The 14,165-nt window shown below is 34.4% G+C and carries 10 protein-coding genes, 1 tRNA gene and 1 pseudogene; 2 read left to right on the plus strand and 10 right to left on the minus strand.

Features of this window, described 5'->3' with window-relative positions:
* Window positions 1-3 precede the first annotated feature (3 nt).
* The 9 genes and pseudogenes from ACICP1_RS04780 to ACICP1_RS04820 all read right to left on the minus strand — a co-directional run bounded on the left by ACICP1_RS04780 (window position 4) and on the right by ACICP1_RS04820 (window position 9,138).
* Window positions 4-649: pseudogene (locus ACICP1_RS04780) on the minus strand (alpha/beta hydrolase).
* A 208-nt stretch (window positions 650-857) separates the two neighbouring features.
* A complete protein-coding gene (locus ACICP1_RS04785) occupies window positions 858-1,538 on the minus strand; it encodes an ankyrin repeat domain-containing protein (protein ID WP_395461190.1) in 681 nt (226 codons plus the stop codon).
* Window positions 1,531-2,868: an IS110 family transposase gene (locus tag ACICP1_RS04790; RefSeq protein ID WP_395460864.1), complete on the minus strand. Its 1,338-nt coding sequence runs from the start codon at window positions 2,866-2,868 to the stop codon at window positions 1,531-1,533. Before ACICP1_RS04790 ends, ACICP1_RS04785 begins: the two co-directional genes overlap by 8 nt.
* Window positions 2,869-3,085: 217 nt before the next feature.
* Window positions 3,086-3,796 carry an ankyrin repeat domain-containing protein gene (locus ACICP1_RS04795; RefSeq protein ID WP_395461191.1) on the minus strand — a complete coding sequence of 237 codons (711 nt, stop codon included), beginning with the start codon at window positions 3,794-3,796 and terminating at the stop codon, window positions 3,086-3,088.
* 155 nt (window positions 3,797-3,951) lie between these two features.
* On the minus strand, window positions 3,952-4,317 hold the full coding sequence (locus ACICP1_RS04800; protein WP_019236690.1) for a hypothetical protein: 366 nt from the start codon (window positions 4,315-4,317) through the stop codon (window positions 3,952-3,954).
* A 94-nt stretch (window positions 4,318-4,411) separates the two neighbouring features.
* Window positions 4,412-6,208, minus strand: a complete 1,797-nt coding sequence (locus tag ACICP1_RS04805) for a M24 family metallopeptidase (protein WP_395461192.1) — start codon at window positions 6,206-6,208, stop codon at window positions 4,412-4,414.
* Window positions 6,209-6,216: 8 nt separating this feature from the next.
* A complete protein-coding gene (mnmG, locus tag ACICP1_RS04810) occupies window positions 6,217-8,265 on the minus strand; it encodes a tRNA uridine-5-carboxymethylaminomethyl(34) synthesis enzyme MnmG (protein ID WP_395461193.1) in 2,049 nt (682 codons plus the stop codon).
* 89 nt (window positions 8,266-8,354) lie between these two features.
* Window positions 8,355-8,915, minus strand: coding sequence for a hypothetical protein (locus ACICP1_RS04815; protein WP_395461194.1), 561 nt, complete (start codon window positions 8,913-8,915; stop codon window positions 8,355-8,357).
* Between the two features lie 147 nt (window positions 8,916-9,062).
* Window positions 9,063-9,138 (minus strand) — tRNA-His (locus tag ACICP1_RS04820).
* Between the two features lie 144 nt (window positions 9,139-9,282).
* Here ACICP1_RS04820 and murJ point away from each other — a divergent pair.
* The gene (gene murJ / locus ACICP1_RS04825) at window positions 9,283-10,779 is read left to right on the plus strand and encodes a murein biosynthesis integral membrane protein MurJ (protein WP_353278770.1); all 1,497 of its coding nucleotides are present in this window, start codon (window positions 9,283-9,285) and stop codon (window positions 10,777-10,779) included.
* A 354-nt stretch (window positions 10,780-11,133) separates the two neighbouring features.
* Window positions 11,134-13,614, plus strand: coding sequence for an AsmA-like C-terminal region-containing protein (locus ACICP1_RS04830; RefSeq protein ID WP_395461195.1), 2,481 nt, complete (start codon window positions 11,134-11,136; stop codon window positions 13,612-13,614).
* Between the two features lie 69 nt (window positions 13,615-13,683).
* Here the strand turns inward: ACICP1_RS04830 and ACICP1_RS04835 are convergent, their stop codons facing one another.
* Window positions 13,684-14,115 carry an ankyrin repeat domain-containing protein gene (locus ACICP1_RS04835; protein ID WP_395461196.1) on the minus strand — a complete coding sequence of 144 codons (432 nt, stop codon included), beginning with the start codon at window positions 14,113-14,115 and terminating at the stop codon, window positions 13,684-13,686.
* Window positions 14,116-14,165 lie beyond the last annotated feature (50 nt).

A 14,165-nucleotide genomic window follows, 5' to 3' on the forward strand; every position in this document is an offset into this window, starting at 1 on the left:
AAATTAATTTCCAAAATTTTTCTTGATAAACTCAACCCCTAACCTTATTCCTTCTTCATTAATAATATGGCCTAATCCATGAATTGGGTATCCTTGAGCGTTTACTCCATTTTCTTTCAGAGCTTTAACCGCTAAATCAAGGGAAGAAAAAGGTACCATATCATCAGCGTCACCATGAATAACACATATGCTGGGTTTTGATTTGATCTCCGGTGCAATTTTTGAAGGTGAAAGAAACCTACCAGAATATGCAACAACCGATGCACAAGACTGAAGCCGGGTAAGAGCCACATGTATTGCAAGCATTGCCCCTTGAGAAAATCCAACTAAAGAAAGCTGAGTATCTTTTAAATTAAGCTCCTTTAATTTTGTATCAATAAAATGATTTACAATTGATGCAGCATTTTTCACCCCATTATATAGTGCTTCTTCACTACGATCCTCTAAACTAAACCACTGATAACCATCACCTATTTCCCTCTCAAACGGAGCATTCGGTACCACAAAACATGAATCGGGTAAAAATTTGCTCATAACTTTAGCAAGGTGAGCGAAATTATCGCCACTTGAACCCCAACCATGAAAAAAAAATAATCAAATTTTTCTTATTTCCATTTGGACAAATTTCTTGGCTTTTAAGTTCAATCATCTCTTTTGTGTTTATGTTTTTTTGTAAAACTGACTCATGCATCAATATTAAACAAAATTCTATAAAATTCAAGAATTTCCACATCACCCAAAAAGGTAAAATACTATTTTAAAGATAAAAATCCTATTTAAAAACAAAGCAGTATCTCAAAAGAGCTATATCTTTTCAAATACTTTTTTATTGTTATTTAAATCCGAGCTTCTCGTCCTTAGCATACTGTCGGCCAGGTACTCCATTGAATAGTAAGGATATTTTTAAGTGCAGTAACTACAGCTATATCTGGATCTTCACGTTTTTCTCTTTTTACTTTTATAGCTAAATAACCAACTACTGCACCCAATAATAAACCAGTAACAGCTGATGTTGCACACGTTGCAATAGCTGCTTGTGTATTATATGCTACCGCAAAACCTGTAATAAAACCTACTGCACCACAAACGCTAATGCAGACACGCTCCTTCCGAAGTTCTATTTCATTAATTTTTCGTACATGATTTTTCAAGTACTTTCTTACATCTTGAGTAGTACGTGTTAGAGCAGTTGCTCCATAGTAGTTTTTTGTGTTAGCATCTGCTTTTGCTTCTACCAGGCACTTTACTATACCTAAATCACCTCTCTGAGCAGCTAGCATTAGAGGAGTGTTTCCTTTTCTATCTTGCGTATTAACATCTGTATTTCCTTCTTTTACTAGATACTTTACTACATCCAAATGAACCTTATATATAGCTGATATTAGAGCAGTTGTTTCTTCAAAGCGTCTACCATTACTTCTTGCATTAACATCTGCTTTTGCCTCTACCAGGCACTTTACTATACCTAAATGACCCTTTTCAGCAGCAAATATTAGAGGAGTATCTTCACAGTCATTTCTCCTAAGAAACTCACTCAACTAACTCTTCTTGTTGAACTAATATGTAGCCAAATTCGCTCGCTTTTTTGATCAAATTTTTTACAATTCTATCTTTATAGCGTGTTTCATAGTATTCCATTCCTTTTTCTACATATTCCTGTCCGTATTTGAGCATACTATAAAATATGCATGCCATTTTTCTTGCAGTAGCTGTTATTGCTTTCGGTGCTCCTAGTCGTTTTTTCAATCTTCTGTAGTATGCACCCAACGCACTTTTACTCTTTCCTACAGAATGAGCAGCTATTCGCAAAGCATTTGCAGCACGGTTAATGACTTTACGTGTTCTTGTATTAAACACTTTTTCCCCTGTAACTTTATTAGCAGGACTGAGTCCCAACCACGACGAAAAGTGCTTTTCTGTTGGCCATTTGCTGTGGTTTATACCAACTTCTGAAATTATGGTTTGTATACTTAATACATCAAATCCAGGAATTTTAGTGAAATCCATACCAGTGATTCGGTGCAGTTCCTCATACAAAGCAAAGCTTGGCTTACTTTTGCTATTTTTATTCTTTTGCTTACTTAGCTGTTTGCTTTCACAAGACTTTGTTTCAAACGTTTTATAATAGGCTTCAATGTTTCTATCACATTCTGCTATTTTTTCTTGATAAATATTATATAGTTCAAATTCTTGCTTTAGCGTGAATAAGTGTTCTTCTCTATAGTCACCAGCTAACGCTTTTGCAATAGTAGACTGATCATTTTTCATTCGCACGTCCCTGAATTCTGCTAATTTTTCAGAATCTCTTTCGCCTTCAATTATAGCTTCAATGATTTTCATACCAGTTATCCCAGTAATATGACTAATAACCTTGTGTAATTGTATATTCATTTGAATTAATGCCTTCTGCATACGTAGAATATGCGTAGATGCACTTTCAGTGAGATTTCTGCGCTGCCGCACGTAACTGCGCAATACACACATCTGATTATCTGGCCTAAACGATCCATGAAGCAGTCCGTAGCTATGCAGTTGTTGGAGCCATTGGCAATCTTGAACGTCAGACTTCCTACCAGGTACATTCTTTACATGCCGTGCATTTACCAATCTTACCTCGAATTTATATGACTCAAGTATTTGAAATAAAGGAATCCAGTATACTCCTGTTGATTCCATAGCTACTGTTGTAACTTTACACTTTTTCAACCACTGTGCTAAGTTATGAAGGTCTTCAGTAAAGCAGCCAAATTTCTGAACGCGTTGTTCATCTCCTCCTTCAGGTACACACACATAGTGTACAGCTGAACCAATGTCTATTCCTGCTGCATTAGGATTCACTATTTCTAATTTACTTTTTGCTTTTTTCATGGTAACTCCTACATATAATTTGTTACAGGGAAACGCTTCAGCTTGGAACGGTTGATAGTACAATCTCCTAACCGAGGTAGTCTAAATGACTCCATCAATGATTTGACCGTTCCTTCCAAGACCATGCTTGCATACGGGCACTTAGGCACCATTGAAAATGTCGATCATAACTGCAGAGGCGCTCCCTCTACAATTATACTTGAAAATTACTAAAAACTTAAATTTGTGTGTTTCTTTCTGATTTGACAGATTTTGTCTGTTCGATGCTTGCATTAACATCTGCTTTTGCCTCTACCAGGCACTTTACTATACCTAAATGACCATTTTTAGCAGCAAACATTAGAGCAGTTTCCCCAAATTCATTTTTTGCATTAACATTTGCTTTCGCTTCTTTTACTAGATACTTTACTACATCCAAATGACCATCTTCAGCAGCAAATATTAGAGGAGTGTTTCCAAATTCATTTCCTGCATTAACATCTACTTTTGCTTCTTTTACTAGATACTTTACTACATCCAAATGACCACTTGCAGCAGCAAACATTAGAGAAGTGAATTCAAACATATCTTGTGCATTAACATCTACTTCTGCTCTTTCTACCAGGTATTTCACTGCCTCTAAATCACCATTTTTGGCAGATGAAAATAATTTAAAAAGTAGCTCAGTACGACTTCTAACTATTCGTGCAATTGATAATGCTTGTAACGTAGAAGGTTGTCTCAATTCTTGAGTATCACCTTCTAATTTTGGTACAAGATTTTTTAGCCAAGGAGCTACATGTGTGAAATAATTAAGATTCTCTTTTGTGAAACGATTCAATAAATTTTTTACAGTATTAGATTTGTCACTTTCTTCAATTTCTCTATTTATACCATAATATTCTAACAAAGCATCAAGTATTGCTTTATTGTTAAAATTATACACCATTTACTAGCCCCCTGAATAAACTTCGAAACCATCTTAATCCCTATTAAGGAATGAAAGCATTTTGTAGACTTTTTCTTTTAATACTTATGCCTTTTATTTAAAATTGGAATGAGAGCAACCTCACTACTGCTATAGCTCTTTGATATGAATAAATACTACTTAGCTTCAACTTTCTCTATCAATTTCTTGACCAAGCCTCTCAATCTTCTGCTGGAATCATCAAGCTCTTGAATTTGTGAAGCATCTTTTCTCATGAGCTCTTTGTGATTACTCTTTATGTAATCATACATTTCCTTCATCTGAGCAATCATCTTGTTGATATCCATACCACCCATATCAGGTATCATGCTAGGCATATTTCCTTCTAGCATACCGCCAGCCATAAGTTGCTGAGACATTTGCATGAATGGCTTTAAGGTCTGTTGAAGCAAATTAGGGTCGCTTGCCAATTTTTCTATTTGCTCTTTGCAAGTATCCATGTACTGCTTCATAAATTCATCATCTTGCATTTTATCTGTCATAATTACACCTATTTGAAACTAATATTATATATTGTTTTTAATTAAAAACAATACAAGAACAACTATATTAATACTTTATTAAATGACAAATTAACTATTTTAAAGATTCACATACTCTCTTTAACCATTCCTTATCTTTTATGCCATTTTCTATATTTTTATAAACAAATTGGTGATAGCTATTTATCCATTTAACTTCATCTTCAGTAAGCATTTGTATATCTATTAGCTTTTTATCATAAGGAACAGAGGTCAATTGTTTAAAGCTTAAAAAGACGTTTTCTCGCCTTTCAATATACATCAGATTCTCAATTCTTATTCCATACTTTCCTGGAATATAATAACCAGGCTCGTTAGAAAGTATCATGCCTGGAATGAGTTCCACTTTATTTCCTCTTGATATTGCTTGCGGTCCTTCGTGTACCGAAAGGTAACTTCCTACTCCATGTCCTGTACCGTGCATGTAATCCATTCCAAATTTCCATAAATGTATACGCGCTAATATGTCCAATTCTCCACCAGTAGTGCCAGAAGGAAAGACCGCACTTGCTATCGCAATGTGAGCTTTTAATACTATTGTGTAGTGAGCTCGTTGCTCATTGGTTGGACTACCAATTGCTATAGTTCTTGTAATATCGGTTGTGCCATCAAGGTACTGACCACCAGAATCGATCAAATATATTCCATCTTTTTTAATAGCTTTATTTGTCTTATTGCTTGCACGGTAATGAATGATTGCTCCATTCTCGTTGAATGCTGAAATTGTTGGAAAACTCGGTTGCTTAAACAAATTCTGCTCTTTTCTGTATTCTAAAACTTTTTCTTCAGCTTCAAGCTCAGTAATTTCACTGTCAATATTGTTTTCAAGCCAATATAGAAAATTTGTAACTGCTACTCCATCTTTGATGTGCGCACTTATAGCTCCAGTTATTTCAGTTTGATTTTTTACTGCTTTGTGAATCAAACAAGGATCCTCCTTCTCAATTATCTGCTTATTTTCCATTAGACCTCTTTCATTACTTATTGTCATCTCAGTGCTTGACACTGGGATCCATGCTTTTTTATTTCTGGTCAAGCACTGGAATGACACCGAAGCTGATTTTTCATTTAAATAATGGTTATACAAGGGATCTATTGCATTCATAATGCTCATTGGAGTCGTGCTTGGATCTATCACCACCAAATTTAACTTATGTAGTGAATTTTCTAGCTCACTAATATCAAAAACATTTATATGGTTATCAAAATTTGCTTCTATAGTTGAATGTTCTTTATCTTGAATAAATAAATCAACATTGGCATTTTTATACAATATAGCACGACCCAATATACAAGGAGTATATTCAGCACTTTCATTTCTTAAATTTAATAACCACGAAATTGAATTTGGATCAGTCAGAAGCACTGCTTCAGCCTCTATGTTTTTAGCTACTCTTTCACATTTATCCTTACCACTCTCACCAGATACATGTGAGACTATTGTTTGTGCTTTATGACTACTATCTTTTTTAATTAAGTATGGTACTAGTTTACAAATGCCTTCATATTTTCTTATGTCCTTCATAGTAAAATATTGCGGATAGTAACCCAGTGAGGTAGTCAATGTTAAGTTTGCTTTTACCCATTTGTGTGGATCCTCTTCTTGTATATTATATACTCGAAAACTGCCCTGATCGAGCTGACTGCGAGCTTGTGTGATATAGCGTCCATCTGTAAAAAATGGGCACTTATTACTCTTTGTAACGATAAGTAGCCCATTTGTTCCCGTGAAGCCACATAACTCTGCTAACTCTTTTGAATATTCATTTAAATACTCGTCTTTAGTATGCAACATAAATGCATCAACATTTATTTCGTGCATAAAAGAGCGAAATTCTTCGATTTTTGACATGGAATACCTTACGCAGAATTAGCAGCTATTTTCGTTTTCTTATTCCTAAGGTACACTAATATGCTAACTATTGCTGCTGGAGTGATGCCCTGTATTTGCTTTGCAATGCCAATTGTTGCTGGTTTTATTGATTGCAACTTCTCTATCACTTCAGTTGACAAGCCTTTAATCTGTGAGTAGTTGAAATTAGTTGGAATTTGAGTATTAACTTCCTCTTGTAGAAACTTCATATCGGCTTCTTGTCTTACTAAATAAGGCTTGTATTTTGCTTCAATTGCAACTGCTTCATATATTTCATTCTTGGCTATGCTATCAGTTATAGTGTTATTCCAGCACATGACGCTGGAATCTACATTTTTTTCAGTGTCAACTGCATCCATTCTATCATCATTCAAGTACTGGATCCCAGTGTCAGCTACTTGGATGACAGGAAGAGGTGCTTTGGTGTTATGCAAGTAGCTGACACTGGAATCCATGTTTAACTCTGGCCATATTTCTCGTAATTTATTCCAGTCAATATTTGGATAACCGAGCAAATCTAATGCTGTTTTTCTTATTCCATCATAAGATATTTTAATGCCATAGGACCTGAGCTGCTCAGGAGTAATTGTTAGGCTCTCTAATTTCTCCTCAAGTTGCTTAATGGATTTAAGTTTACCCTGCAAAACAGAGTATCTCTCATGCGACACAAGAGAGATGTCATAACCTTTTTGTGTCAATCTTCTATCTGCATTATCTGACCTGATTGCCAGTCTATATTCTGCACGCGAGGTGAATAATCTGTAAGGCTCAGCAATTCCCTTAGTGACCAAGTCGTCTATCATTACACCGATATATGAGTCTGTACGATGAAGAACAAAACTTTTTTGAGATAAAGAGAGTGCTGCATTGATTCCGGCAATAATTCCCTGCCCGGCCGCTTCTTCATATCCAGTGGTACCATTAATTTGACCAGCAAAATATAGTCCTTTAACTTTCTTAGTTTCGAGAGTATGAAATAGCTCTCGTGGATCGATATAATCGTATTCAACTGCATATCCAGGTCTTAATATTTCTGCATTTTCAAGCCCTTTTATACTCTTTATCATTTCATACTGCACTTCGATGGGCAATGAATTTGAAATTCCATTTGGATATATAGTGTTATCATCAATCCCTTCTGGTTCTAGAAATATTTGGTGATTATTTTTTTCTGCAAATTTTTTAACTTTAGTTTCAATTGATGGGCAGTATCTTGGTGCAATAACGTTATCTAAATATGAAGAAGCTGATCTGTGAAGATTCTCTCGAATTACTTTGTGTGTATGTTCATTAGTATGAGTAATAAAACATGAAACCTGAGGCTGGTTAATTTTCTCTGTAAGATAAGAAAATGGTGTAGGTGGATTGTCACCCACTTGTTCTTGTAATACCGACCAGTTTATAGTGCCACGATCAAGCCTCGGTGGAGTTCCGGTACGTAATCTGCCCAGTTTAAAATCATACTTCTTTAGCGTGTTTGCAAGCTCTATTGCAGGTTTATCTCCCATTCTTCCAGAAGGAGTTGTTTGCTCTCCGATATGAATCACACCACGCAAAAAAGTTCCTGTAGTTAAAACAACTTTATTTGTCAGTATACGTTCACCCGAGCTTGTTATTACAGCTTTTATATAAGACTCCCCGTTGTTGTCACTCTCTATAAGAAAATCGTCAACTGACTCTTCTTTTACTGTCAAGTTGTTATAATTTAGAATAATTTCCTGTATTGCTTTTTTGTATAATTTTCGGTCTGCCTGTGCACGTGGGCCCCATACCGCTGCGCCTCTGCTGCCATTTAAAACGACCGAGTGTATGCTTGCTCGGTCGATAGCTCTCCCCATTATTCCATCAAGGGCGTCTACTTCTCTAACTACAACACCCTTTGCAACTCCTCCAATTGCTGGATTACAAGACATCTCTCCTATAGTTGAAATTTTGTGAGTTATAAGTAGTGTGTTTGCACCAAGGCGAGCTGCAGCTGTAGCTGCTTCACACCCGGCATGACCGCCACCTACTACCACTACATCGTACTTATGCATCTTCTTGAGTAATTCCTACTCTATAATATTCCAACTATCAGTGATTGATGTCAAATTTTACAGATTACAACATTGCACACTAACTTAGCTCAAACTGCCGTCTCTCTCGCAGAAAAAACTTTTTCAACTTTGGGAAAAATGATACTTTTATTAACTTCTTCTTCCGGAAAGGTAATACATTCATCTACTTCTTCTTCCTGAGATATTTTGACATATGTAGAATCTGTAATCGAAATTGCACTTACTGCAGATTTAATTGCTGTTTCATCTACACAATGCACTATAGCTACAGTTGCAAAGAACCCTAAAATCGGTGCTATCAGCCCTATCATTCCACTTATTAATGTAAATCCTATTTTTGGATTAGGAAAAATAGCAGCTATGCTTCCAGCAAGTGTAACTCCAATTGCAGCGCTTGTAGATATCATCAAACTCAAAAAATTTGCTACTTTTCCATGATCCTCTCCAACAGGATCTCTTTTGCAAAACTTATATAGCAAACATCCTACGTGAAAAACCGCAATCAATGCTGGAGCTATACAACCAGCAATTCCACCTATGGCTAAAGGTGATGAAGTGTCAAAACTTAACCAACAAGCTAATACTCCTAGTGCTGACACTATACTATAAGCTAACAAACAAATATACATACAATCCCTCTCACTAATTAATAGGCATCATTTTTACTCTAAATCGCAAACTTCCCCTCCGCCATCTAAATACTAGAGCAACAAGGAATGCTAACGGCCGTGAAAAAATATCTAATGTTTATATTTATGTAAAGTGGAAAATTTTAGTGGGGCGAGCGACCAGGATTGAACTGGCGACATTCAGTACCACAAACTGACGCTCTACCAACTGAGCTACGCCCGCCAAGGTATAAAATTTCTAACACACAAGCATAAATAGTCAATTAATTATTTAAGCTACCTACTTTTGCATAGAGTTTTAAGTTTAGCGAATAAACATTTTCATTTATGCTTTTAGCATTATAGTTAATCGTATTGAAATCGTGATATGTTTAAAAGTATTTTCACATTTAGTTTTTTTACAGCTATTTCAAGAATTTTAGGGCTAATAAGAGATGTATTGATTGCTACGGTTATTGGTGCAACTTCTCTTGCAGATATATTCTTTTCCTCGTTTCGCTTTGCTAATTTATTTCGATCGTTTTTTGCAGAGGGAGCATTTACTACCTCATTCATACCATTATACTCTGCAGAGTCATATGATAATAAAAAGGCATTTAATTTCGCAAGTAGTGTAATATCCATTACGTTTATTATTCTAGTAATTTTTTGCCTTATCACACAAACCTTCTTCCCTTACATGATCAAAATCTTCACTCCTGGATTTGACCAAAATAAATTTACCTTTACTGTAACTTTGTCGAAAATTATGATGCCCTACATAATCTTCGTGTCAATCGCATCACTTATTGGTGGAATGTTGCAAGTAAAACAGCATTTTGCTTCAACAGCTATTTCACCAATCATTTTGAACCTCTGTTTAATCATCAGTTTGTTTTTACCTTACATTGAAACACCGGCTCATAACCTTTCTATAGCCGTCCTGATTGGAGGGATTTTGCAGCTACTTTTAATAATATTTAGTGCATACAAATTAAAGGCTTTCTTTTCTTTTAGTTTAGAATTAAGTAACGAAGTAAAATTATTTTTTAAACGTGTGATACCTGCAATTATCAACAATTGTGTAATACAAATAAGTGTATGGATTGACACAATCATGGCGAGTTTTATACCAAATGCAGTTTCTTATATATATTATGCCGATAGACTAAATCAACTACCGCAAGGAGTAATTGGCACTGCAATTGGTACAGTACTTCTTCCTCTGATTTCAAAACGAATAAATGATACTGAGAATATAGTCAAAATACAGAACAAGGCCCTTAATATAGGGTTAATATTAATTATGCCAATAACTGCTGCTTTTATCATTATTCCTGACATAATTTTACTTACGCTTTTTTCTTACGGCCGATTTGATTATTATGCAGTGCAGCAAACTGTTCCTACATTAGTAGCATTTTCTCTTTCTTTACCCGCATTTATTATAAATAAAGTATTGCTACCCACATTCTTTGCTAGGGGAAAGCTAAAAATACCAACTATGTTCTCATTAACGTGCCTTGGAATTAATGTAATACTAAATCTCATATTAATGAACAAATACCAACATATAGGAATTGCTATTGCTACTTCCATTTCCACTTGGATAAATTCTATTTTATTGATTAATTATTTAACAATAAATAAGATGTATAAGATTAGCCAAGCATTATTACTAAATATTGTAAAAATTCTCACTGCAACATTGGTTATGTCAATAGTTCTTTATCTCTCTAATTACTTATCAGCAGGGTTGTTTTTCGATAGAGGGCTAGCTCGTATTGTTTATTTAGTAACTTTAATAGCTTTGAGTGTTATTATTTATTCTAGCACTCTTTACCTAATTTTGAGAGGAAATTTGAATAATTTGAAATATGTATAATATGTCATTTCAGCTACTATTCCAATATCCACTCCTTTCATCCCATAACCTATTCCTGTCATCCCAGTGCTTGACACTGGGATCCAGAAATTTTGTCGATTATATAATCTGGAAAACCTTATTTAAGTCACACTGGATCACAGTGTCACACACACAACTGTATGAGTGTTGTGGTTTGAGAGCAATTTCCACTGGGAACCCAGTGCTCATCAGACCAGCTTCTCATGTAAAAATGCTGTGTTTTAACATAAGAATAGCTACTTTTTTGCTAATTAACTTAATGTCTAATCAAATTTCCTGGACCCCAGACTGGGATGACAAGAAGAGAAGGGATGCTGGAATGAGAGGTCTATTATGAAACTTTCTTTATACTCCATATTATCAATCTCGTTGCTATTAATTCTCATGCACGTTGCTGCAACTTTTAAGGATTGGAGTGGCTACAGAGAATATATCGTAAAAGAGTTAGAGAAGACGTATGATGCTAAAGTACATGTTGGAGGAAAAATTGAAGTTTCGCTCATTACTCCAAAACTTACTATTTACAATGTATATGTACAATATAACAAAAACAAGGAACAAAAATTATCAGATTTAATTAGTGCAAAAAAAATTGAAATAAGGCCATCGTTGTTTTCATTTTCATTGCAACCAAAGTCAATCTCATTTTTGGGCATGAAAAGCAACAAAGAAAATTTACTTAATATTATAAATACGAAAGCCAATGATAATATAGTTGATATATTAATAAAGGACAGCCAAATAAGTTTTAACGCCGATACTATTAACATCAAGGAAGTTGCTATAAAAAAAAATAAGCAGTTTTTTGGTGAAGTACAGATTGGTGACAACAATTACGATTTTTCTGGAAAGGTTAATGTCACAAAAAATAATGTATACATTAGTGTTGATTCAAATTTTGCAAATTTGCTATTTAAAGGTAATAGAAATCAACAGGGTAATTTAACACTGACAATCAATAACAGTTCCGGTTCTGTGAGCAATTTAGCAAAAATCATTAATCTTAGCTTCCTTTCTTATGTGATTCCCAGCGAAAATATTGAGATATCATCCAATATCAATCTCAATGAAAGCGAGTTTACGGCAACTGATTTAAAAATTGAGTCCAAAAGCATGCAAGGCACTGGTATAATACAAAATGATAGAAAAAGTGATCATACTAATATCAATATTAGTTTTAGTAAAGTCGACCTAAAAAACGGCTCACACAAAACAACAGATATGAAGGGTCTTTTAGAATCTTTTAGAGAGGTTGTGCCAAAGAACCTGAGCTTGGATTTTAATATGGAAGCTTCAAATATTCAATATCAAAACAGGATATTGGACAAATTTCATGCTACGCTAAAATTTGCTAATGGCGAAATAAACGTTGATACTCTTCTTCAATTTCCTGGAACCAATAATATATCTCGCTTATCAGGAAGAGTTTCAAACAATGGCAACTTGTCTGAATTTAATGGTGATATATTGATAAAGGGTGAGTCGTTCATCTCACATATTTTACCTTCTATCAAGATGCAAGAAAGAGAGAAAAGTCAATTTACAGCAAGTTCTAAACTATATTTAGCACCTAGAATATTATCTCTTTCAGATATCAGATTGCTAAATAACAAAGAATCTTGGCAAGGATCAATTAAGGTAAATCACACAAAAAAACACAATATGATCGATAGTAAATTTAGCATACATAACATTAATATAGATAAATATGATTATTCATTATTCAGCAAAGTGCAATGGCTGAAAAATCTTAAATATGATGTAAATATAAGAACTAGTGTTAAAGATTCTATATTCAATGGTACAAAAATTGAAGATTTGGATTTTTCATTAAAAATACAAGAGAACAAGCTAGTTGCAGATAAAATAAAGTTATTCGGAGAAAATTTCGACATTACCGGTAGTGTAAAAATATTAGTGGATCAAAAATACACTAAGCCTTTATTAGACGTAAACCTTACAGGTAATAAATTTAATGGAAATATCTTTAAATTACCAAAACTATTAGAGGTAAAAAGAAACTCAAGAAATGAAATAAATCAAATTCAATGGTCAACAAAGCAGCTTAATTTTTTAGATGAGAAAGGAGATTTTGATGCAAACGTGGAAATCAAAACTACAGAATTTAAAATTGGGCAAAACGTCTTAAAAGATTTTAACTTGGATACAGTGATAAGAAACAACACTATCACTATCAAACAGATAAGTTACATACTAGAACATGGACAAATGTTTTTTCAGGGTTATCTAAAAGCAGGCTCAATTCACACAAAATTTTCTATTGCAAATTTGGACACCAAGGAAGTTATAGGAGTTAATAACATAAATGGCAAGATAAGCTTAAGTGGTGAAATCAAAACTCAAGGGACAAGCTTTGATGATTGGGCTAGTAACTTATCAGGAAATGTAAACTTTCAAGCACAGAAAATAGAGTTTACAAATGTGGATTTTAATTCATTCATCACTAAGTTGTTAAGTAGTAAGAATAAACCTGAAATTTCCAAGCTTGCTTACGTTGATATATATAATGGCAGTACGCTTTTTGAAAATATTAATGGAAAAGTAAGTATTAACAGTGGTGTATGTTCAACTAGTTCACAGTTTAGTATCGATCAAGCATCAGGTTCTATCTCTTCTAATTTAATCTTATCTAATTTCTCCTTAACTTCTATATTCAGACTCTTTTTCATACTACCAAATCACAATAGTCCTCTTTATATCGAGGCACACTTAGATGGCCCCATTTGGTGCCCTAAGATGAGTTTTGATGTAGACCAAATTTACAACACCTTAGTTAGCAAGAAAAATAGTTAACTCATTTAGATGTAGGATTTAAGGGACCATCTATCTTTAAGTTAGACCTTAGTAAAAGATGTTCTACTCTCACCAATGATAAAACTGATTGATTGTTTGTACATTCTCAATGCTTGCGTCGCTGCAGCTTGTGCTTGGACTCTCTGTCTCTCCAAGCAATAAACGTGTTATCTCCCTGTAGCCTTCACAAACAGACAAATGCAAAGGAGTAAAACCAGAATTGTCCACTGCATTAACATTTGCTCCGTTTTTAAGCAATAATTTCATTTCCTCTAAGCGGTTTCCGCAAGCAGCATAATGTAAGGGAGTAGCGCCATTATAATCTACTGCATTAACACTCGCTCCGTTTTTAAGCAATAATTTCATTTCCTCTAAGCGGTTTCCGCAAGCAGCATAATGTAAGGGAGTAGCACCCTTATGATCTGCTGCATTAACATTCGCTTTGCATGTCGATAACAATTCTATATGAGGAAGAGTAAAATTTTCTTGTTCTTGATACATAAAATACCCTCTATTTATTACAGCTTAGTATAAATATCTACACTATATAA

The organism is Wolbachia endosymbiont (group B) of Ablattaria laevigata, from assembly GCF_964277395.1.
Lineage (GTDB): Bacteria > Pseudomonadota > Alphaproteobacteria > Rickettsiales > Anaplasmataceae > Wolbachia.

What these genes read in the sequence shown, in the direction of transcription:
- ACICP1_RS04830 (WP_395461195.1), top strand. Translation starts at nt 11,134, where the DNA reads ATGAAACTTTCTTTATACTCCATATTATCAATCTCGTTGCTATTAATT.
- ACICP1_RS04795 (WP_395461191.1), bottom strand. Translation starts at nt 3,796, where the DNA reads ATGGTGTATAATTTTAACAATAAAGCAATACTTGATGCTTTGTTAGAA.
- ACICP1_RS04815 (WP_395461194.1), bottom strand. Translation starts at nt 8,915, where the DNA reads ATGTATATTTGTTTGTTAGCTTATAGTATAGTGTCAGCACTAGGAGTA.
- ACICP1_RS04800 (WP_019236690.1), bottom strand. Translation starts at nt 4,317, where the DNA reads ATGACAGATAAAATGCAAGATGATGAATTTATGAAGCAGTACATGGAT.
- ACICP1_RS04805 (WP_395461192.1), bottom strand. Translation starts at nt 6,208, where the DNA reads ATGTCAAAAATCGAAGAATTTCGCTCTTTTATGCACGAAATAAATGTT.
- ACICP1_RS04835 (WP_395461196.1), bottom strand. Translation starts at nt 14,115, where the DNA reads ATGTATCAAGAACAAGAAAATTTTACTCTTCCTCATATAGAATTGTTA.
- mnmG (WP_395461193.1), bottom strand. Translation starts at nt 8,265, where the DNA reads ATGCATAAGTACGATGTAGTGGTAGTAGGTGGCGGTCATGCCGGGTGT.
- ACICP1_RS04790 (WP_395460864.1), bottom strand. Translation starts at nt 2,868, where the DNA reads ATGAAAAAAGCAAAAAGTAAATTAGAAATAGTGAATCCTAATGCAGCA.
- murJ (WP_353278770.1), top strand. Translation starts at nt 9,283, where the DNA reads ATGTTTAAAAGTATTTTCACATTTAGTTTTTTTACAGCTATTTCAAGA.